Raw genomic sequence first — 20,937 nt, 5'->3', positions numbered from 1 at the left:
AGGGTGTTATACATTTCTTCCACCCCGACACCTGATAGGTGTCCAGGCTCCGTCAATTTCCGGCATTTAAAAAGATCAAAAGGAACAGGCCATGAGTGAAGATACAAAAAAAATCATCTATTCGATGATGCGCGTCAGTAAAAACCACAACAAGCAACCGATTATCAAGGATATTTCCCTCTCCTATTACTACGGTGCCAAAATCGGGGTACTGGGCCTGAACGGTTCGGGCAAATCAACCCTGCTACGCATCATGGCCGGCGTCGACAAGGAATTCAACGGCGAAGTGGCCCTCTCCCCCGGCTACTCCGTTGGCTATCTGGAGCAGGAACCACAACTGGATGAGAGCAAGACCGTGCGTGAAATCGTTCAGGAAGGGGTGCAGGAGATTGTTGATCTGCTGGCGGAGTTTGAAGAAATCAACAACGCTTTTGCTGATCCCGACTGCGACATGGACAAGCTGCTGGAACGCCAGGCCAAGGTACAGGATCAACTTGATGCCGCCGATGCCTGGGAACTGGATTCGCGCCTGGAACTCGCGGAGGAAGCCCTGCGCTGTCCACCCCCCGAGACCCGGATCAAGGTGCTGTCGGGCGGGGAAAAGCGCCGCGTCGCCCTGTGCCGCCTGCTGTTGCAAAAGCCTGATATTCTGCTGCTGGACGAACCGACCAACCACCTCGATGCAGAAACCGTCAACTGGCTGGAGCAACACCTGCAACGCTACCAGGGAACGGTTATCGCTGTCACTCACGACCGTTATTTTCTTGATAATGTTGCCGGCTGGATCCTCGAGCTTGACCGCGGCCACGGCATTCCGTGGAAAGGCAACTACTCGAGCTGGCTGGAGCAGAAGCAGGAACGCCTGCGCCGCGAGGAAAAATCTGAAAGCAAACGCCAGCAGACGCTGCAGCGCGAACTCGAGTGGATCCGCATGTCCCCGAAAGGGCGTCAGGCAAAGTCCAAGGCGCGCATCACCTCCTACGAAAAACTTCTCGGCAACACCGCCCTGGAGAAAGAAAAGCAGCTGGAACTTTACATTCCGGCGGGACCTCGCCTTGGTGATATGGTTGTTGATGCACAGCAGATCAGCAAGGGCTACGACAAACGCCTGCTCATCGACAATTTAAGCTTCCGCCTCCCTCCCGGCGGTATTGTTGGGGTTATCGGCCCCAATGGCGCCGGCAAGTCGACCTTGTTCAAAATGATCGTCGGCGAGGAAAAGCCCGACAGTGGCAGCATCAAGGTGGGGGAATCGGTGCGCCTGGGCTATGTCGATCAGAACCGGGAGCTGAATGCTGCCAAAACCATCTGGGAAGAAATCTGCGATGGCCAGGATGTTATCCAGATGGGCGGGGTTTCCGTCAATTCCCGCGCCTATGTCGCCCGCTTTAACTTCTCCGGTTCAGACCAGCAGAAAAAGGTCGGTGTACTCTCCGGCGGTGAGCGCAATCGTGTTCATCTTGCCAAGATGCTGCGCGAAGAAGCCAACCTTCTGCTGCTCGACGAACCGACCAACGATCTCGATGTCAACACCCTGCGGGCATTGGAAGAAGGACTCGAGAACTTTGCCGGCTGTGCGGTCATTATCAGTCACGACCGCTGGTTTTTGGACCGCATCGCCACCCATATTCTCGCGTTTGAAGGAGACTCACAGGTGGTGTGGTTTGAGGGGAACTATTCCGATTACGAAGCCGACCGCAAACGTCGCCTTGGGAAAGAAGCGGATCAGCCGCACCGGATCAGGTATCGTAGTTTGACTCGGCAGTAAAACTTAACGATGACAGATAAAAGAGGCGTAACCCGGTAGTCAGGGTACGCCTCTTTTCTTTTTCCATCGCCGGTTCAGATAAAAACAGCCCCTGGCTGCCCGGCGGATAGCCCCAGATCCTTAAAATCGCAGCGCACGAAAAACTCTCTGTCCCGGACGTAATTCAAATGCCGGCAGATCGACTTCCGGAGGGCGCCGCAGACCGGCACCATGCAAGTTCAACCGCAGCTTATGGGTTCCGGCCGCCAACGGCACGCGCACCAGCGTCAGACGGCCGGGCAGGGTCTGCCAGGAGCGTGTGTCCGGCTCTTCCAGCAACAGCAAAGAGATGCGCACCAGCGCTTCAGCTGCAGGACCATGCTCATTGCCAACGTTCTGGGAGATGGTCTCCTTGGCGGCAACCCTGGCGGTCTCTTTCATGATAATCGCCAGTTTACGTTCTTCGAGGGCACGCTTGGCAAGCGCGCCCAGATCAGTCGACAGGGGCGGAAGAGTTGACCGGGCGGGCTGAAGGTCCACCTGAACAGCCGGTGTCCGAACCTCGTCGTAGTAGGGGAAGGAAAAACGGATTAGAGGCGGCAGCAAGACATTACCCGGCTTTTTAGTAGCGATCCGCCCATTGCTGATAAACAGCACCAGCTCCCCAGCACCTGAGGGAACCTGCGCCGGCAGATATTTACGAAAATGCTCAACCTCGTCGAGCTGACCCAGGCGACTGCTGATCGCCACCAGATCGGCAGCCACCGGCGTCGGGCTGGGCAGATCCTCGGCCAGTCGGCGGTAAACAAGATAAGCGTCGTTGTCTTCGCCGACATTGGCGAAACAAAGAGCGATCAGGGCACGGCTGAAATAATCTCCGTTCAGTGTCTCAGGATATCGGCCAATAATATCCAACGCCTGCTTCGCCTCAACCAGGGCGCTGTCATACTCGGCCAGCAGCAGAAAATTCATCATCAGGTAGCTATGAACCCAGAGCCGCTCACTATATTCGCCTTTGTAGCGCAGCAGCCATTCATTGGTCACCAGACTGGCCGCCTGTTCATGGAGACTGAGCAGCTCAAGTTTACGAATCAGCGCTCCAGCCTGCAACAGGATATCAGCGCTGCGTTGGAACTGCCCCAGCTGATGTAGCACCAGCCCCTGCTCCATAAAAAACAACAGTTGGTTACGCTGGCCGGCCCAGTCCCCCTTTTCCAGCACGACCAGCGACTCTTCCGGCCGGTCGGCGTAAAACAGCTCGCCGGCTTTGTTAAGCCGCCCGGCACAGCCGCTGACCAACAGGGTCAACAGAAGCAGGACAAGAATATGGAAACCGGACCGACAGCGAGCCGTCAGTCCAGCCTGCAGAGGAAGCACCATGAAAAAAACCGCCCGCGTTACCAGCCGATAAAGGGACTGGAAGACTCACGGATCACTTCGGTGCTGTCGGCCCACTCGATCAGGCCGGTCTTAATATCGGTCAGTTCAAGATTCAGGCTGTAATACATCAAAACTTTTTTCGTCAGTCGCCATTGGCGCGGCTGTTTTTTCTCGATTGAGCGCAGGGTGCCGGTCAGCATGTAGCTGGCACCAACCTGCCGGGCCCTCTCCACCCGGGTCTCAGCGGCGACACTGCCCCCATATTGATAACTGGTTTCCGCTTCAATATTCTTGCGTTGGGTCTCGTTGACAAACCGCACTCGTCCGCTCTCCAGCAGCGCCTGACGCATATCATCAGTGATCGCGGAAGTCGAAATATGCTCGCTGGTCCGGTTGGCGATACCATAAACGATCACTACCGGGCGCTCAGTCGAGGTGACCAGAGGTGGCTTGGTCAACAAAGACGCCACCATGTCGGCGACGATCGCCTTCTTGTCGGAGAAGTGATATCCCTCATCGTAAATGACTTTTTCGTCCGATGCCACTTCGCGGGTTGTCACACTACAACCGCAGAGTACTACCAGCATCATCAATCCACTCCAGAACAATAGAGATTTTTTCATTTTTCGGCTCCCGAATATGTGGTCAGATCGATACTGACCTGGTGTTTGATCTTTTCAATCGCTTCAGTAACGTAGGCTTGTGATGGATGCTGTCCCCACACCGGTCCCGGCCAGGCGGGATCATTTCGCCTGCGGCCGACATGATGGAGATGCAACTGACTAACCACATTTCCCAGCGCGCCGATATTCAGCTTGTCAAACTGAAAGTAGTCGGCCATCCACACTGACAACCGATGACTTTCGCGCCATAACTGGTCACGATCAGTCTGCGCAAGCTGGTAAATCTCGGTGACTCCCTTCCGCCTGGGTACCAGGATCAACCAGGGATAATGGGCATTGTTCAATAACAACAGCTCGCACAAGGGCAGGCTCGCTAACAAAAACGTATCGTGCTGCAAACGTTCATCAAGTTTAAACATGGAAAGCCTTCCCGGTATCGTTTACAACCGCTTTATCAACCAGCACTGGTGAATGCGTGGACTACGGGCGAAATCCGGTGGCAACGTCTGCGCTGTGATGTTTTCCAGGCACAGATCATCAAAGGCCGTGACCGCCATCTGGAAGGTCCGCAGGTTGGTGGAAAAAATCAGCTGCCCCTCATCAGCAAGCAGACTCATGGTGTTGCGCAACAGGTCAACATGGTCACGCTGCACATCGAAGGTCGTCTCCATCGACTTTGAGTTGGAGAAGGACGGTGGATCAAGAAAGATCAGATCAAAGCCTCCAGCGTGTCGAGCCCGGGCCTGCTCAAGCCAGGACAGGCAGTCACCCTGGACAAATTCCTGACGTTTGCTGTCAAACCCGTTCAGCTCGACGTTCCTGCGTGCCCAGTCGAGATAGGTACGTGACATATCAACAGTTGTTGTCGCAGCGGCTCCGCCCTTGAGGGCATGCACCGTCGCAGCACCGGTATAGCCAAACAGGTTAAGGAAACGCCGGCCTGCCGCCATTGACTGAATTTTCCGGCGCGTCTGGCGATGATCCAGAAACAGGCCGGTATCGAGGTAATCGGTCAGATTGACCAGAAACCGGCAATTGCCTTCATGCACCTCTTTCAATATCCCGCGGCGTGCGTGCTTTTCATACTGATCGGAACCCTTTTGCTGCTGCCGAACCTTCAGATGAATCTGGTCCGGCGACATCTGCAGCACCCGCGGCAGGGCGGCAAGAACGTCGCTGATGCGTTCGGAGGCCTTGTCGGGATCGATACTGCTTGGAGCGCGATATTCCTGCAGATGAGCCTCATCACCATACAGATCCACCGCCACCGCGTATTCCGGCAGATCGGCATCATACAAACGATAACAATCGACCCCTTCACGCTGAACCCATTTGCCGAATTTTTTCAGGTTTTTACGCAAGCGGTTGGCAAACATCTCGGCACCGGCAGACAACGGCTTTTGCGCTACCCGCTGGGCTTTTTCGGACAGAGATTGCCAGTGATTGTCGGCACTTAAAACAAATTGCAAGAGCTGACATTTCAGCGCACCGTTATAAAGCACATTGATCTTCTCGGCACGCAGTCCGATGGCACGCCCCAACTCCCTTTCGCTGGTAATAACCCCGGCGTGCCACCCCTGACACTGCTGTGCCATAATCTGACCAAGCTGATTATACAGGGGGGCTAAGTCCTGGCTGCTGCCGAGACGCTCACCGTAGGGGGGGTTGGCCATCAACAGGCCGGTAGGCACGCCGGAAGGGGGAACAAACTCATCCAGGCGGCGTCGTTCAAAATGAATCAGCTTGTCCATCCCCGCCTGCCGGGCATGATCCCAGGCTGCGCGAATAGCCCGTGGGTCAGCGTCGTAACCAATGATCGGCGACTTTAACGCCGCGACCCCACAATGGTGTGTCTCGTCGGCAGCCTGCCGTACCTCCTGCCAGATGGAGTCCTGATGCTGTTTCCATCCCAGGAACCCGTAGTAGGTGCGCAACAATCCTGGAGCCGTGTTGGTGGCCATCAGCGCTGCTTCCAACGGCAGGGTACCGGAGCCACAGAGGGGATCAACCAGTCCGCCACCAGATGCACAAATCCGCGGCCAATCACAGCGCAACAACATCCCGGCGGCAAGATTTTCCTTCAGTGGAGCATGAACCCCATCAATGCGGTAACCCCGGCGGTGCAGACTTTCGCCTGACAGGTCAAGACTCAAGCTCGCCTGATCCTGATACAGATAGAGATTCAGACGAATGTCTGGACGCTCAAGGCTCACAGATGGACGTTCTCCCGTGCGGACCCTGAACTGATCGACGATGGCGTCCTTGGTTTTCTGTTCAGCATAGCGCGAGTGGTTTATCTGCGATTTACTGGTGGCACAATCGATAGCCAGGGTCGAATCTGCATCCATGTGTTGCGACCAGTCGATACTCTGAACCCCGGCATACAGCTGATCAGGATCAGCCGCTGAAAACTGTGCCAGCGGCAACAAAACCCTACTAGCCAGGCGCGACCACATGCAGATCCGATAGGCATCGGCCAGGCTACCGTGACAACCGGCCCCGGCACGGGTCTGCTTGACCTCCACCAGCCCAAGACTGATCAACTCTTCAACCAGCAGCGGCTCCAACCCAAGGGCGGCAGTGATAAATAATGGCTGTTTGCTGTTGTTCATGTTTTTAAAATCCACAGGAAGAAATATTGTAATCCATAGCAATCATCAGGCACACACATTCAGATTTCTTTAATACCGCATCTTCATTCAAATCCGCCGGATTTCCAGCCCATTTTCACCTAAATTCTCATTCGCCCGTTTCAATGCCGACTCACCAGCCAATACCGCCACGGCGCTCTCGCCGTCCTGCAGGTAGCGTTTGGCAACCCGGATCAGGGCCGAGGCGCCAACCTTGAGCAGCTGCCTGCGGAAGTCATTACGCATTTCCAGCGTAATTCCACGGCGCAAACAGGCAAACTCGTGAGCAGCCAGACCGGCCGGCGACAGGGGCTTGTCGAGATCACTGAACACTGCCAGAATCGCCTCTTCAACCGAAACCGCCTCGAATTGACCACTGACAATCCACGCTATGGCATCATCAAACACCTGCAGGGTACGCTCCAGATGTGGATCACGATACGACAACATGCTGAACAGCCCGGCACCACTGTTGTGACCGGCCATGCCGCCATAAGCTCCACCCTTCTCACGGATTTCCCGATGAAGGAACTCCGCCCGCAACAAACGCGCCAGCACCGTCAAAGGAGCACTATCAGGATCATTGTAGGGCACGGTTTTAAAGACACGGGTAACATATTGAACCGGCAGCGACCAGACCAGGCCGTGTCGTCTCGGCTGGGCATCGAATGGTTGTGGTGCCGCAGGAGTTACCTGCGCAGCGCAATCCAGACTTTCTAGCAGGGTCGCCAGAGCTCCTTCGAAAGACGGAAAGTGCTGTTCTTCGACGGCAACGGCAACCTCCAGCTGCGCCCGGGCAAACAGGGATTGGGCGATCGAGGTCAGCATTGCCGCCAGCTCGCCCAGGTCATCAACCGATTTGGCAGCCAACTCACGCACCAGAGCGATCTGCGACAGTCCCGACCACTGTTCTCGCAGTTGCGCTGCTGGGGAAAACCCCGCTGCTGCCATGCGCGCGGCATAGGTATGCCCGGATTGCGGAACCGAGTTTTCCATGGATACCTGCATCTGACCAAGCACCTTATGCAGACGATTAACGTCAGAAAAGTCAGGAGTCAGGATAAAATCCTGCAATAGTTCCGTCAGTGCAACGCTATTACGCACCAGCGCTTTGCCTTTGAGTTCAAATCCGGCATCGAACTGGTCTAGATCGGCAGGGTCATCCAGCAGTGAGGTGCGCGCGGAAATCCCGCCGGTAACCGCCTCCATCGCTTCAGCCATCTCCAGATAAGTGCGTCCACCGGCACCGACCTGAGTGAGCAGACTGCTGAACACCGGCAGATAATTCAACTGTTCAGCAGTCAGGGTGTCGATAGAAAAATTCAGGGTTACATAGCCGATACCATTGGTTGGCTGATTAAACCAGTAGCTAGCGACCTGTCCATGGTCAACCTGTTTCACTGCGACCGGCGTCTCATCCGGGGGGATGTCGCCAAGGGACAGGGTGGGCAAGCAGGACAGATCTTCCGGCGCCTCCTGCGCGCGTTTCAGCTGTTTTGCCTCTTCCACCAGGCGTTGGCGTTGCTGTTCGTCAAGCTGCTGCTGTCTGGCATCAAGGGTGGCCCGGATCGCTGCCGCCTGACGGACTCCCATCTCCGCATCCGGCTGTAACAACAAGGTGACGCGGTGAGGATTATCAAGCAGCCATTTGCGGGTCAGCCCCTCGAAAAAACCACCCTGTTCAACATCCTTACGCAACCGCACTAATTGCTCCGAAAAATTCAGCACATCCAGTGGATCGCCCCCATGCAACCAGGGGCCGAACAGACGCATCAACAGTAAGAGAGCATAAGGGTAGGAATCGCCGCTTACCTCACGGGTAGAAAACTCAAGGCGGTGGATAGCCGCTTCTATCCGGTCGCTGGAAAACCCGGTCCGTGCGACCTCTTCCAGGGTATCAATCACCAGTTTTTCAATAGCCTGACAATGCTGGGGGTCAGTCCCCTGCAAACCGACCGAAAAAAAGGTATTGCGATAATCATCATGATAACCGGTGGCCGGGGTCAAATTGGCACCCAGTCCGGAATCAAGCAGCACCTGGTACAGTGGTGCCGCCGGTGTTCCCAGCAACAGTGTTGACAACAGATTCAAGGACAAGCGCTCATAACTGTCATTGATATCGGCCGTCAGCCATGCCAGCTGCACCATCGAGCGCTTTTCCAGAGGCTCACCCGGATCAAGTGGGTAGGCCTCGCTTACCGAGAGGGGCGCAGGCAGCTGCTGCTCCAGGGGTACCTCGCTGTCAGGATCAATCCGTTCAAACCGGCGCAAAACCCGGTCCTCGACAATACCGAGGAGTTCAACCAGGTCCAGATTGCCATAGCTGAAAAACCAGGCATTGCTCGGATGATAATAGCGCGCGTGAAAATCTCGTAACTGTTTCCAGGTCAGGGTGGGAATATCCTCCGGCTCACCACCGGAATTGTGACGATAGGTGGTGGTTGGATAGAGATGGCGGGTCAGCCGCCGCCCCAACAGGGACGAGGGGTCGGACATAGCCCCTTTCATCTCGTTGTAGACCACTCCTTTGTATTCCAGCGCTGAGCTGGTATCCTCCATTTCGGCAAATTCTAGACGATGCCCCTCCTGGCGAAAATCACGCTCGAGTAAACGCGGGAAAAAGGCTGCATCCAGGTAAATGTCCAGGAGGTTATGAAAATCCTTATGATTCATACTGGAGAAGGGGTACAGGGTCCAGTCGCTGGCGGTCATGGCGTTCATGAAACTGTTGAGGCTGCGCTTGAGCATGGAGAAAAAAGGATCGCGCACCGGAAAGCGCTCCGACCCACACAAAACCGTGTGTTCCAGAATATGCGCCACGCCAGTGGAATCATCCGGCGGGGTGCGGAAACCAACACCAAAAAGCTTGTTATCATCATCACGCAGCAGATGCATAAACCGCGCGCCGGTTTTTTCATGGCTCAAGCGCACCATCGTCGCATTAACATCCGGCAAATCATCGACCTGGTCGACGATAAATCCATGAAATTTCTGGCCGGGGGTAAAATCGTGTTGTTGCATAAAAAACTACCTCTTTTTTGATGGTTTCAGCCTGAGATTGGAAGCTCAGACAAGATTAAATAGACGCATGAATGAAAACGTCAGAACACTTTGTGCGTGCAGGTTTTCCTTAAAGTTAACAGATTTAGCGGCAGAAAGGTGCCAACGTGTGTATCAGCATCGTTCAAATATGACAAGAAACGATTCAACATTGTTTGCATTATGTGTCAAGATGACCGCTTACATCAATCCATGGAGCCTTAATGAAAAAAATACTCTACACTTGCGTGCTTATGCTGTACCTGTCTTTTTGTGGATTTCCGGTTTTCAACACCAACCTGATTCATTTGCTCCACGCGCAATCGGAGATCGAGCGAAATGATGACGGAGCCGGCAATCCGGCCGCTACCATCTACCAAAAAAATTGTTCGTCCTGTCATGACCACGGTATCATGGGGGCGCCAAAACCCGGCACGCCCTACCTTCTCAAGGACATCGACACCTTGGTAGAGAACGCCATCAACGGTATCGGCAAGATGCCGGCACGAGGTCATGCAGCTTTTCTTACAGATGATGAAATCCGTTCCGTTGTTGAATATATGGTGTCACCCCGATAAGGTAAAAGCGAATAGAACCGAAGACGGAAGCAGCAGACGGCCATGATGTGTGAGACATAATTCAATATAAGCTCGACTTAGCCATAACGGGCCAACAGCCATAAATCAGGATAATGTCAAACCGTGAGAGAACACTGGAAAAGGTCGTTCTTGTCGAACATGGCAGGACCTCCCGGATAAATAGCGGATGAGGATGTCCGGCTTCCAATGACAGGGAATAAGAGATACTGTCGATACATTAGAGGTTATCCTTTTTCTGCTGCGCAACCAGAAAAAAACCATCACAGGTCAATCAGCAAAAAAAGATTGAATTATTGTTTCCACCGTGGTACCTGTATCGCCCTCGGAGCGTAGCGCAGTCTGGTAGCGCGCCTGGTTTGGGACCAGGATGTCGGAGGTTCGAATCCTCTCGCTCCGACCAATTAAAAATTACGTCGGCCATCCGGTCGGCGTTTTTTTTTATAGCATCAATGAGGATTCGAAGCGTAGCAAGCTGCAGAGAAAACAACAGAAGGCACAATCCCACTCTTTGGGTTGTGCCTTCTGTTGAGATCCATAAGCGTTGATTCTCGCCGGTTCAGCTTGCCGACATACCTGCGACCCGCTCTTCCATGAGGCGGAAGAGACCGTCATAACCCTGGCTGCGGATGATCTCGCCATAGCTGGCGCGGTAGTTCATGACCAGACTCACGCCATCAATCACAATATCAAATACCCGCCAGTTCTGCTGTTCGTAAACCATTCGGTACTGTACCGGCAGTTCGAGTTCATCGACAACAATCAGAGTATCAACAATGGCGCGATCATCCTTGACCCGCTGTTGCAGATACCTGACGGTTCCACCACTATAATCATCAATGCGGTTGAGATAGGTTTCTTCCAGTATCCGGGTAAATAAATAGGTAAAATGCTCACGCTGTTCCGGGGTGGCACTGCTCCAATAATTGCCAAGGGTGCGTTGTGACATGGAATCGATACTGAGAAATCCCCGGGCCCGGCCGCTTACCTGTTGCTTTTTTTCTGCCAGGCTCATGTCAGGATGATCTAGAACCTCCAGAACCGAGTTGACCATTGACTCGACGGCATTGAGGGGATCGGGCTGGGCAAAAACCGGGGCTGCCGGCAAAACCAGCAGCATAATAACTATGATTTTTTTCATTATTGCCATAAATTAAACCATTCCAAAGGGTTGAAAAATTCATTATCAAAAACTGGGGCCTGGAGAATATTGAGATTATAAACCGGATCACCGATTTGTGCCAGTCGGCGCTGGGCGTAGGCTGTCCGGATAAACAGATACGGATCCAGCGCATCACGTTTTATCCCCTCGTAAGTATCCCGATCCAGTGACAACCGGTTGGTTGAATCAAGCAACCGGATAAGAATGAGATCTTCGGTGGCAAGCCCGGCATAGCGGACAGGGTCGGCATAAGAGTCCACAAACGTACCGGTACCATCGCGCAAGCTGGATGGCCCCACGATGGGCAACACCAGATAAAATCCATGTCCGAAACCATATCTGCCCAGGGTCTGGCCGAAATCGGCAGGAGCCCGGCGTACCTCTGCGACACTGGTGGCCGGGTCAAACAATCCAGCAATACCGATGGTGCTGTTAACGATAAAGCGATAGGTTTCGGTGCCGACATTAGTCAGGTTGAGTTGCAATAACGCGTTGGCTACGCGCACCGGGGTAGACACATTACTGAAAAAATTACTTACCGAAACCCGGGCCGGACGAGGAACGATTACTCCGTAGCCGCGAGCCAGTGGTTTGAACAGATAAAAATAGAGTTTGTCGTTGATCCAGAATACCCCCCGATTGATCGGCTCAAATGGATCGGCAATCAGCGTCGCCGGGGCATCCCAATTATCAAAGCTGGCGTCAAAATCATCAGGGTCACTGTTTGATTGTGCATTTAAAAAATCGTCGTCACTTCTTTGATTGGTTGAACCCTCCGTGCGGGTAGACACTACCGGATCAGCATCTGTCTGGGGTAGCCCCGCCTGGGTCGCAGCGCAACCAGTTAAACTGAAGGTGCCGATAACAATCAGCAGCAGCAAACGGATCAACATCATCCCCTCCTGATTTCGTTTCTTTTTTCCGCGACAAACAGGCCGGGAGCCTGTAAGCGGTTTGGTAGATGAACGTTCAAGACATCGTAACTATTGCTATCGAGGTCAGAAAAAAAGCGGTCGACGCAAGTCGCCTCTTCTGCCCCACCAGCATGCCCGGGATAAAACACAACCGCTATTCTCCCGCCGTTAGCAAGGCCGGCAAGAGCCTGATGAAGTGCTGCCAGGGTGGTTTCAGACCGGGTAATCTTTTGCTGATTGCTGCCGGGCAAATAGCCGAGATTGGCAATAATGGCGGTTGGAGCGTTAACAACCAGGGCGGCGTAGCAACTATGGCAGCAATGAAGCAGATCTACGCCGGGCTGATTGGTCAACGGTTGGGTGTCCTGATCATCCATTCGCACCGTCGCGCCGCTTGCCAATAAACGTTGCCGCGTCTGGATAAGCGCGTCCTGTTGCACATCAAAAGCAATAACCTGCCCCTGCTCCCCAACCATTCGCCATAAGGCCAGGGTATCCTGACCGCGACCGGCGGTCAGGTCAACAGCGAGATCACCGGGAGAAACGACCTCGGCAAGAAGTTCATGACCCCAGGGGATAATTCGGCTCAAACGGCCATGATGACTTGCAGTCCGTTTCATCAGTAAGGACAAGCTCCCGATCTCAGGCCAATTGGCGGGCGACTAGCACCCCGGCGAAGGCACCGGCGAGGCTCAAGGTCACATTAAACAGAACGCTGGCAACAGCCGGCCAGTGGCTCCCCTCCTCCAGCAACATCAAGGTCTGGTAGGAGAAGGTTGAAAAGGTAGTGAAACCACCAAGGAAACCGATCGCCAAACCCAGACGTACATCCGGGGAAACAGGAAACTGACGCACCCCCAGAGTGAGCAGCACCCCGAGCAGAAACGACCCCAACACATTAACCAGCATTGTTCCGTACGGAAAGTCACGCCCCGCCAATTGCTGTGTCCAGAGGGTCAACAGATAACGTGCGATACAACCAAGGCCACCAAACAGCCCGATATAGAGTATCTTCATAAGCAATCAGCCATTCCGGCAGTCGTTGAAAAGGTGGCGTCATTATCAATAAGTAGGCAGACCCTGTCAACAAGGGGATGGATGCATTGCTTATCAGCAAACATCAAAGACCAAGATCATTGACAAAAAGCTGCGGATTCCGTAGGTTGCTGCAGTGCTCGTTGTCCGATTACCCAAGGAGTTTAACCGCATGACCGGTTTTTTTAAATTTTCTATCCTGATATTGATCATTATCCTCACTGCCGCCTGCAGCAGTTCCCGACCGACGCCGGAGCAGAACGCGGAGAAGCTGTTTCAATCCGCAGAACGCCTTCTTGAACGCGGCCTGTGGGACGATGCCCTCACCGCCTGGGAACAGGTACGTGATGCCTATTATACCCCTGAACTGAGCATGCTGGCGGAACTCAAGATTGCCGATACCTACTACCTGGCGGAACGCTATCCTGAAGCGGCGACCAGTTACAAAGAATTTCTGCGCCGCTACCCTGATGACTTTCGGGCATCAACTGTTTTATTTCGTCTCGGTCAGAGCTACTATCGCCAGATTCTTTCGCGTGATCGTGACCAGACCAACACCCGCAACGCGCTCAACACGTTCGAAGAATTTTTGCGTAAATATCCCAACGACCCCAACGCCACCCAGGCCGAACAGTTGGTGATACGTGCCAGAACCCGACTGGCTGACCATGAAGTGTATGTTGGTCGGTTTTACCTGCAACGCAAACACTACCAGCCGGCAATTAAACGCCTTGAGAATATCCTGGCCCAATTTCCTGATTATTATTATCGTGACGAGGCTTTCTTTTTTCTTGGGCGCGCCTATCTGGCTGCCGGACAAACCCATGATGCAAAGCAGATTCTCAGCCAGCTGATTAAAGAGTTTCCAGCCAGCAGCTATCATGAAAAAGCCTCTAAGCTGCTAGGGGATATAAGCTGAACCCTGATTTCATATTACTATTAATTAAGGATTATCTGCCCGGAGCCGTCCAAGCGGCCCGGGTATTTTTTTACCAGAAATGATAATTTAACACTTAACCTCCAGATTTCCCCTTGACTTGCCGAACTTCACCAGTATATAAGAAACGCTGTTATTTTCGAGCCGGACTCCTGATTTCACAAAAGATGAAAAAAATCCGTTTCGTCATATAATTTATCATTTTAAATCAGCTTCTTAGGTCGCATATAATTGAGCATAGCACTGTTTTAACAGCGCTTTAACTGGTGCATGCCGCACCACTGATTCCCGTTACAGGAGGAGAGAGAATGTCCGAATTCGGAACACTTGAGGATCGTGTACGCCGCAAGTCCCTGCTCAGCAAAGTAAGGACCCCAGAAGAATGTATCGAGTTTTTCACACCAGGCCAAAACCTGCTGTGGTCCGGATTTACCCCCGCCGGCTACCCTAAAGCCGTGCCAATTGCCCTTGCTGACCATGTCGAAGCCAATAATCTCCAGGGCAAGTGGAAGTTCAACCTGTTTATCGGGGCGTCAGTTGGTGCTGAAACGGAAGATCGCTGGGCAACCCTCGACATGATTGATCGTCGCTGGCCGTACCAGACCGGTAAAAACATCGCCAAGGGGATCAACGAAGGGCGCATCCGCATGGGTGACAAGCACCTTGGTCTCTTTGCTCAGGATGCCGGTTATGGCTTCTACACTAAAAACGGCCGTTACGACATCGGTATTGTTGAAGTCTCCGCTATTACTGAAGACTGCAGTCTGGCCCTGACCTCCTCCTGCGGTATCGTCGCCGAAGCCCTCCATCTGTGCGATAAAATCATTATCGAAGTCAACACCGGGCAGCCCTCTTTCGAAGGGATGCACGACATTCACATGCAGCAGAAGCCACCAAACCGTGCGCCCTTCCTGATTACCCAGGCGCACACCCGCATCGGCACCCCCTATGTTCCTTGTGACCCTGACCGGATTATTGCCGTAGTTGAATCCAAGCGCCGTGACAAAGGCCGTGCCTTCGCTGACATGGATGACACCTCCGAAGCGATTGCCGGTCACATCATGGAGTTCTTCGCCCACGAAGTAAAAATGGGTCGTTTACCCGAGAATCTCCTCCCCCTGCAGTCCGGTGTCGGCTCCATCGCCAACGCTGTTGTAGGTGGTCTGGCTAAAGGTCCTTTTTCCAACCTGTCGGTTTATACGGAAGTTCTGCAAGACACCATGCTCGATTTCTTTGACGGCGGCAACCTGAATTTTGCTTCGGCCTGTTCTCTGTCTCTGTCAGAAAATCCGGGGTTCCCGCGTTTCTTTGATAACTGGGACAAATACGTCAACAAGATCGTTCTGCGGCCCTTGTCGATCTCCAATGCTCCGGAGCCAATTCGCCGTCTTGGGGTTATCGCTATGAATACTCCGGTCGAGTTTGATATCTATGCCCACGCCAATTCTACCCTGGTCGGCGGCACCCGCATGATCAACGGCCTTGGCGGTTCCGGTGACTTCCTGCGTAACGGCTACATCAAGATGATGCACAGCCCGTCAGTACGCCCAAGCAAGACTGATCCATTGGGTATCACCTGCGTTGTTCCCAAGGCTCCTCACATCGACCACACCGAGCACGACCTTGATGTTCTGGTCACCGAGCAGGGCCTGGCTGACCTGCGTGGCGTGGCACCAAAAGAGCGCGCCAAACTCATCATTGAAAAATGTGCGCACCCCGAGTATAAGCCGATCCTTAATGACTATCTGGAAATGGCAACGAAAGAATGTCTGGCCAAAGGTGTCGGCCATGAGCCACAACTGTTTGACCGGGCTTTCAAGATGCAGCAAAATCTGGCCCAGAACGGCACCATGCGCATCAAGAACTGGGACATCAAGATTGACCTGTGTGAATAGTTAGATAGCTGTTTTAAGCTTTAATGTGATGACCCCGCTGGATCGATTCCGGCGGGGTCTTTTTTTAATCAAAAAATCAGGAAAATTTTTAACGCAGAACGGAGCGCCCAGGACGGAAGAACCCTGTCCCTACATTTACCAAACCGACTCACGCATATAGATCAGGCGGGGGTTGCCTTTGAAGATGCCGAAGGTGGCTTTGGCGGTGGGGTTGTTGCCATCCGGTTGCAGCCACTCAAGATTTAAACCTGTTGCCTGCGACAAATCCAGCTCCAGATCAACGCTGCCTTCATGACCAACCCCTGGGGCGCTCAAACTCAGATTAGTGCCTAAACCGGAAACCAGCGTGCCACTGCCTGAGGCCGTTGTTGTTCCACTATCGGCCAGATTCATCGTCAATGACAAACTACCGGAAGCATAAGCTGTGCAATTGTCTGCTACATTCAAGGTAAAAGCAGAGCCGTTGTAGTATTCCGTCCGCACAGGAATTATCAATGGCTGCGTCTCGGGACCATGGGCATTTTGCAACAACATGCGACCATAACGTAATTCCGTGCCGCTGATTCCGCCAATTGTGTAGCTATTGCAGCCACCGTCGTTTTCAGGATCATAGCAGACACCATCGGTATCAGTCAGGTCAAACGACGTAAAAGTCAAATCCACATCAGCGTCGAATGGTCCTTCCGGGATTAAAGATTTGCTGTAGGTCAATCGGTCTCCACCGACTTCGGCGATCCCGACGCCATCAGTGTCTCCGGTGCCGCTCCAGGTTATGGTTCCTGCCGTGGAAAGAAACACAGCAGATGACGTTGCGGCAGCATTGTTTGCGTAGCTTCGACCAAAGAAAAGAGAGTTAAGCTTCCAATATGTGCCTCCGTAGTTTCTGGTGACCCCGCCGTTTCTGTTCAATGCTGTCAACGTCAATTGAGGCTCAGTTAAATAGTCAAACTCCTGTCCCTGATAAGTAAAGCTATTACATGCCGAGGCAAACGACGGAGTGTTGGCTGCAACAGTAAAACGGGCCGGTATAAAGCGGCCGAAACCGCTCGTACCTGCGATAAAGGGAATTGACGGAGACCCGAAGGAACAACCGTACATTCCTCCAACCAGGCTATTGGAAAAACTACTTATGCATTCGCCCTTTACGGCATCTATCTGGGTAAAACTATCATCATAAACAGCATGCAAACCCAAACCGAAATGTCCGACCTCCAAATACCTGAAATCCGCACCTGTTGCTATTCCAGTAGCGGGATTGGCCGCGGAAAAACCTCCAATCATGGTCCCTGCCAGCGGAGTACCCTCCACCAGCCCTGAGTTCAACTTTGGTGTACCATCGTAACCAGCCAGTGCGGTGGCCCTTAAGCTGAAAGGATCTCCCGCTGCAACCACTGGAAGCCCCGTGAGTATTTGATTGTTTGCATTTGGCGAAGACACCTCCAATGATTGGGGACGGATGGCAAAGTTGTCTGCCGAACAAGCTGGTAAAGATGTGCCGACGATAGCTCGCACACGCACATTTCGGGCAGCTTGAGGGTAATTGAATGTTACGGACATCCGACCGTTATCTGGATTCTTGAAAGATAAATTGGCTTTAGCGTTCAACCCCGGACCACTCGGACAGGCCGAGGTCGTGGAATCAACCAGATCGACTGCGACAGTTCCCTTGTATTTTGTATTGATGGTAACGGGATCATCTAAAGCAAGGACGTCGATTGTAAAGGGGACACCGGAGAGTTTGGTGTAAATTGGCGACTGCGGCCCCATCCCTGGTTCAACCGCATCAAAGGCACACGAAGCCTGGACAAATTCAAGCTGACAAGTCTCACTTGCGCCATTGAAACAGCGCGTTAAGACTGCCGGCGTCGGCGTAACACTGGAAGTTCCGAGTATCACGAGTCCTGGAGTCGTGACACTTAATTGACGCGTAGATACGCCCCCAGAAAAAGTGAAACTTCCGCCACCTGCCCAGCCAATAGGGGTAAGATTAACTGTCACAGAACCGGGATAGAGTGCCGCGCAAGCGGAATCGAGGCAGGCTTTGATCGTCACTGTTTCTGGTGAACAGACTGACGCTGTGCCGTTGTGTTCAATCCTTAAGTGATCAAAAGCTCCGGAACACGACCGCCCTATGGTCCTATCGATGCGCACCTGTTCCGGTGTCAGTTCGAAATCATACAACTTGACTTCATCAATCATGCCACGAAAGTTTCGCGCCGGGATGATTGAGCAATTTCCGGTATCGACATCTCCCCCAATATGTACCCTGCAGTTGTTTGTCGACAGAGTCCCCTGCCAGTTGTTAGTATTCACATCTGGCACGCCATTGATATAAATCCGCTGCCGCCTGACCCCGGAGGAAGAGTCCAGGGTAATCGCCACATGGGTCCATTGATTAAGGGGAATTATTGCATTTGAAGTTAGCTCTCTGGCACCCCCCCCCCACCACCAGTTGAGCCTGCCGACATTATTGAGGTGAAATTCATAGTTGACATCATTCGATAAGATCGAATACAAGCCACTGCCTGGATACGCGGTCGGATAAATCCAGGCCGTCGCTGACAACTGCGACGTATAATCGAACAAAGGGCTGTCTGCAACCTCGATAACCGAGCTGCCATCAAAAGTCGCTGCATTGCAAAAGCTGCCAATAACAGACGGATGCTGTGCAGCGATAGAAGGGACCGGATCGATTGGTGCACTGGCTCCGCCGGCACTGCCCCAACGCCCATTGAGTACCGTTCCGCCACTGTCGATGACCTCACCATAAGAACCGTTCCAGGAACCAACCGGCTCATCCATCCGAAAATGGGTAACCGCATTTCCAAGTCTTAATATTGTACCCGACGCGAGATTATTAACAATGACAGCATTGTCTGATAGGACCGCTGTCAGCTCCAAAAAGAAAAGGGCCCCATCTGTAGCTGCAGGCAAGGTTACGACCGAAATCTCTGCCAATGTCTGACCTGCCTGGATCGTTACCGTACCGCTTGCCGCTAGATAATCGCTTCCTGCGATGGCGCTTCCATTACGAGTTGAATATTGAATCCTGACAGGTGCATCATGCGGAGCGTTGAGCTGCACAGTAAAGACCATACTCGTCCCAGCAGCGGAGGTAGAATTTGCGACACTCACATTAGGGCTACCATCTGGCACCGTATCGTTAGTATTGTTTTCGGTCTCATCGCCAGAGTTACCGCCTCCCGTTGAATCCCATTCTCCGACACCATCGGGCTGCCGCTGGATATTGAAATTGTTGCCGCCGGCAAAGGTTGTGTCATAAAAGAAGTTGCAGCCCGCCGAACCAGAGATGCTGTAGCTGTCTACAGACAGGTAATCGACAACTGCATCATTCTCATCGCGCAGAACGATCTCCATACCGTGATTATTGCCATCGTTAAGATCCAGATATGCCCACTGAATATTTTCCTGATCTATTACCAACCAGCTGCCTTCCAGATCACCGGCAATAATCGGAATATCTGATTTACATGGAGTTCCATCGAGCCTACCGTTTTCAGAGCAGATATCCAGTGTCCAATTTTGCCAAAGGGGCGGACTACTGGTGAGAATTTGATTGTTTAAAGCTTTTATTTCTACATAATAAAAGCCTGCATTATTGCCCTGACTATGTACGTTCACCTCATTAATACTCACTTGGCCAATGTACGGGGAACAGGCCGCGAAGGTGAAGGAAGTTGTAACTAAAACCAGCAAGAGCGAAAAAAATAGAGAAAATATGTATTTTTTTTGGGGCCAAGTCATGGCAAACCTACCTTCATCTCCGCCCGGCGTGAAACGTAATCACCTGAGCCATAGCTTCCATACTCAGCGACGGAATGTATCCGGTGAATGGAATAGGGACCAATTGGACCCTCGCTAAAGCTATCGCTGCTGCAATTCACGGCCACATTGAAATTATTAATCATCATACTGCCGTCACAAGACTGGCCGGCATTCGCTCGCGCCGCGCCCCATTCCAGCCCGCTGCGGGCGGCATGGTAGGCACGGGCACCCTGCAGGGCCATGACCCCGGTCGAGGTCTGTACGCCGATCAGGCGCACCATCACCACTCCCAGCAGCCCGAGAACAACAAGAATAAATATTGCCTGCACCAGAGTGAAGCCTTTTTGATTAGTTTTGTTCATGGTGCATTCACCACATGCACTTGATGCAACAGGGTAATTTCTTCCCCTTCTTCTTCCAACGTCAATTCCATTGTCACCAGGCCCGCACGCATGGTGGCACCGGGGTCATAGCTGAAGTTACAGCCACTGATTCCGCGCGTGACCAGAGCGGCTGTTCCCATGCCGGATGTCGGCTGCGCCGGTGAGATTGCGTATCCGTCATAGCGATTCAATTGACCATTCTCGCACGCATAAGTCACCGGTCCGGCGACAACAAAAAAACGCTGGGTTGGAGATGCGTTGGCAAACTGAAATCCCGGTGACACCAGATCAATCCTCTGAGTTATACTGGTAGCCGCTATTGCTGCGCGGTTATCAGCTCCAGCAGCATAGGCATTTCCGGAGGGTCCAGCCGCCGTTACATTGTAAACTACCAGGTGCTGCCCGGCAGCGGGCAGGCGGCTTAAGGAACCCAGCACATCGAAACTGGTATCCGCGACAGAAAAATCCAGGATATCTTTGCCAATTGTTGGATCAGGATCCGGGTCTGGATAACGACGATAGCGACCACCATCCTCCGTTAGCAGCATTTCTATATAAACGGCAGGATAAGATCCTGTCATCCGGATACTGTTCGGCAAGGCATGCCGGATATCCCGCTGCATTCGACGAAAGGACATTTCCGCCTGATCCACCAGCCTCGCCCGCCGTGACAGGTCGACATAGCCGGTTACAGGAGCAACAATAAACTGTCCTCCCAACGCTGACAGAATACCGACAACAACGATCACCACGATCAGCTCAATCAGAGTGAAGCCGCGGGCATCCATATTGATTCCAGATTTGCTCATA

16 protein-coding genes and 1 tRNA gene are annotated in these 20,937 nt (G+C 52.9%); 5 read left to right on the top strand and 12 right to left on the bottom strand.

Going from position 1 to position 20,937, the window contains the following annotated elements; translation table 11 throughout:
• The first annotated feature begins 91 nt into the window (after positions 1-91).
• The gene (gene ettA, locus AC1931_RS00255; RefSeq protein WP_483875223.1) at positions 92-1,768 is read left to right on the top strand and encodes an energy-dependent translational throttle protein EttA; all 1,677 of its coding nucleotides are present in this window, start codon (positions 92-94) and stop codon (positions 1,766-1,768) included.
• A 120-nt stretch (positions 1,769-1,888) separates the two neighbouring features.
• On the opposite strand, the gene AC1931_RS00250 is transcribed toward ettA, so the two are convergent.
• The 5 genes from AC1931_RS00250 to AC1931_RS00230 form a co-directional block, all read right to left on the bottom strand.
• Positions 1,889-3,127, bottom strand: coding sequence for a COG3014 family protein (locus AC1931_RS00250; RefSeq protein ID WP_483875222.1), 1,239 nt, complete (start codon positions 3,125-3,127; stop codon positions 1,889-1,891).
• A gap of 17 nt (positions 3,128-3,144) precedes the next feature.
• Positions 3,145-3,750: a penicillin-binding protein activator LpoB gene (locus tag AC1931_RS00245; protein ID WP_483875221.1), complete on the bottom strand. Its 606-nt coding sequence runs from the start codon at positions 3,748-3,750 to the stop codon at positions 3,145-3,147.
• Entirely contained in the window at positions 3,747-4,169 is a 423-nt protein-coding gene (locus tag AC1931_RS00240) for an HIT domain-containing protein (protein WP_483875220.1), read from the bottom strand. The genes AC1931_RS00245 and AC1931_RS00240 overlap by 4 nt, the downstream gene beginning before the upstream one ends.
• Before the next feature lie 21 nt (positions 4,170-4,190).
• Positions 4,191-6,362 carry a bifunctional 23S rRNA (guanine(2069)-N(7))-methyltransferase RlmK/23S rRNA (guanine(2445)-N(2))-methyltransferase RlmL gene (gene rlmKL, locus AC1931_RS00235; protein ID WP_483875219.1) on the bottom strand — a complete coding sequence of 724 codons (2,172 nt, stop codon included), beginning with the start codon at positions 6,360-6,362 and terminating at the stop codon, positions 4,191-4,193.
• Between the two features lie 87 nt (positions 6,363-6,449).
• Positions 6,450-9,401: an insulinase family protein gene (locus tag AC1931_RS00230; RefSeq protein WP_483875218.1), complete on the bottom strand. Its 2,952-nt coding sequence runs from the start codon at positions 9,399-9,401 to the stop codon at positions 6,450-6,452.
• A gap of 242 nt (positions 9,402-9,643) precedes the next feature.
• Here AC1931_RS00230 and AC1931_RS00225 point away from each other — a divergent pair, with 242 nt between their 5' ends.
• Together AC1931_RS00225 and AC1931_RS00220 are read left to right on the top strand one after the other, a co-directional pair.
• Complete coding sequence (locus tag AC1931_RS00225; protein WP_483875217.1) at positions 9,644-9,997, top strand: c-type cytochrome; 354 nt, start codon at positions 9,644-9,646, stop codon at positions 9,995-9,997.
• 344 nt (positions 9,998-10,341) lie between these two features.
• Positions 10,342-10,418: transfer RNA gene (locus AC1931_RS00220), tRNA-Pro, on the top strand.
• 156 nt (positions 10,419-10,574) lie between these two features.
• On the opposite strand, the gene AC1931_RS00215 is transcribed toward AC1931_RS00220, so the two are convergent.
• Genes AC1931_RS00215 through crcB form a run of 4 tightly spaced genes read right to left on the bottom strand, consistent with a single transcriptional unit; the run spans position 10,575 to position 13,108 of the window.
• Positions 10,575-11,165, bottom strand: coding sequence for an MlaC/ttg2D family ABC transporter substrate-binding protein (locus AC1931_RS00215; RefSeq protein WP_483875216.1), 591 nt, complete (start codon positions 11,163-11,165; stop codon positions 10,575-10,577).
• On the bottom strand, positions 11,156-12,073 hold the full coding sequence (locus tag AC1931_RS00210; protein ID WP_483875215.1) for an MlaA family lipoprotein: 918 nt from the start codon (positions 12,071-12,073) through the stop codon (positions 11,156-11,158). Before AC1931_RS00210 ends, AC1931_RS00215 begins: the two co-directional genes overlap by 10 nt.
• Positions 12,070-12,711, bottom strand: a complete 642-nt coding sequence (gene mnmM, locus AC1931_RS00205) for a tRNA 5-(aminomethyl)-2-thiouridylate-methyltransferase MnmM (RefSeq protein WP_483875214.1) — start codon at positions 12,709-12,711, stop codon at positions 12,070-12,072. Before mnmM ends, AC1931_RS00210 begins: the two co-directional genes overlap by 4 nt.
• A 22-nt stretch (positions 12,712-12,733) precedes the next feature.
• A complete protein-coding gene (gene crcB / locus AC1931_RS00200; protein WP_483875213.1) occupies positions 12,734-13,108 on the bottom strand; it encodes a fluoride efflux transporter CrcB in 375 nt (124 codons plus the stop codon).
• A gap of 190 nt (positions 13,109-13,298) precedes the next feature.
• Between crcB and AC1931_RS00195 the strand changes: the two genes are divergently transcribed.
• Together AC1931_RS00195 and scpC are read left to right on the top strand one after the other, a co-directional pair.
• Positions 13,299-14,045 carry an outer membrane protein assembly factor BamD gene (locus tag AC1931_RS00195; RefSeq protein WP_483875212.1) on the top strand — a complete coding sequence of 249 codons (747 nt, stop codon included), beginning with the start codon at positions 13,299-13,301 and terminating at the stop codon, positions 14,043-14,045.
• Between the two features lie 326 nt (positions 14,046-14,371).
• Complete coding sequence (gene scpC, locus AC1931_RS00190) at positions 14,372-15,958, top strand: succinyl-CoA:acetate CoA-transferase ScpC (RefSeq protein WP_483875211.1); 1,587 nt, start codon at positions 14,372-14,374, stop codon at positions 15,956-15,958.
• A 135-nt stretch (positions 15,959-16,093) separates the two neighbouring features.
• Here scpC and AC1931_RS00185 read toward each other — a convergent pair whose 3' ends face one another.
• The 3 genes from AC1931_RS00185 to AC1931_RS00175 are packed head-to-tail and all read right to left on the bottom strand — an operon-like array spanning position 16,094 to position 20,936.
• Positions 16,094-19,723: a DUF6701 domain-containing protein gene (locus AC1931_RS00185; RefSeq protein ID WP_483875210.1), complete on the bottom strand. Its 3,630-nt coding sequence runs from the start codon at positions 19,721-19,723 to the stop codon at positions 16,094-16,096.
• Entirely contained in the window at positions 19,720-20,106 is a 387-nt protein-coding gene (locus tag AC1931_RS00180) for a hypothetical protein (RefSeq protein WP_483875209.1), read from the bottom strand. The genes AC1931_RS00185 and AC1931_RS00180 overlap by 4 nt, the downstream gene beginning before the upstream one ends.
• Positions 20,103-20,936 (bottom strand): prepilin-type N-terminal cleavage/methylation domain-containing protein, encoded by an 834-nt coding sequence (locus AC1931_RS00175; protein ID WP_483875208.1) that lies wholly within the window; start codon positions 20,934-20,936, stop codon positions 20,103-20,105. The genes AC1931_RS00180 and AC1931_RS00175 overlap by 4 nt, the downstream gene beginning before the upstream one ends.
• Between the last annotated feature and the right edge of the window lies 1 nt (position 20,937).

This window comes from Pelovirga sp. C15f (assembly GCF_057178085.1).
This window is presented reverse-complemented; position numbering and strand designations above follow the sequence as displayed.

Coding starts and splice junctions, on each gene's coding strand:
- ettA (WP_483875223.1), top strand. CDS start 92: ATGAGTGAAGATACAAAAAAAATCATCTATTCGATGATGCGCGTCAGT.
- AC1931_RS00250 (WP_483875222.1), bottom strand. CDS start 3,127: ATGGTGCTTCCTCTGCAGGCTGGACTGACGGCTCGCTGTCGGTCCGGT.
- AC1931_RS00245 (WP_483875221.1), bottom strand. CDS start 3,750: ATGAAAAAATCTCTATTGTTCTGGAGTGGATTGATGATGCTGGTAGTA.
- AC1931_RS00240 (WP_483875220.1), bottom strand. CDS start 4,169: ATGTTTAAACTTGATGAACGTTTGCAGCACGATACGTTTTTGTTAGCG.
- rlmKL (WP_483875219.1), bottom strand. CDS start 6,362: ATGAACAACAGCAAACAGCCATTATTTATCACTGCCGCCCTTGGGTTG.
- AC1931_RS00230 (WP_483875218.1), bottom strand. CDS start 9,401: ATGCAACAACACGATTTTACCCCCGGCCAGAAATTTCATGGATTTATC.
- AC1931_RS00225 (WP_483875217.1), top strand. CDS start 9,644: ATGAAAAAAATACTCTACACTTGCGTGCTTATGCTGTACCTGTCTTTT.
- AC1931_RS00215 (WP_483875216.1), bottom strand. CDS start 11,165: ATGGCAATAATGAAAAAAATCATAGTTATTATGCTGCTGGTTTTGCCG.
- AC1931_RS00210 (WP_483875215.1), bottom strand. CDS start 12,073: ATGATGTTGATCCGTTTGCTGCTGCTGATTGTTATCGGCACCTTCAGT.
- mnmM (WP_483875214.1), bottom strand. CDS start 12,711: ATGAAACGGACTGCAAGTCATCATGGCCGTTTGAGCCGAATTATCCCC.
- crcB (WP_483875213.1), bottom strand. CDS start 13,108: ATGAAGATACTCTATATCGGGCTGTTTGGTGGCCTTGGTTGTATCGCA.
- AC1931_RS00195 (WP_483875212.1), top strand. CDS start 13,299: ATGACCGGTTTTTTTAAATTTTCTATCCTGATATTGATCATTATCCTC.
- scpC (WP_483875211.1), top strand. CDS start 14,372: ATGTCCGAATTCGGAACACTTGAGGATCGTGTACGCCGCAAGTCCCTG.
- AC1931_RS00185 (WP_483875210.1), bottom strand. CDS start 19,723: ATGACTTGGCCCCAAAAAAAATACATATTTTCTCTATTTTTTTCGCTC.
- AC1931_RS00180 (WP_483875209.1), bottom strand. CDS start 20,106: ATGAACAAAACTAATCAAAAAGGCTTCACTCTGGTGCAGGCAATATTT.
- AC1931_RS00175 (WP_483875208.1), bottom strand. CDS start 20,936: ATGAGCAAATCTGGAATCAATATGGATGCCCGCGGCTTCACTCTGATT.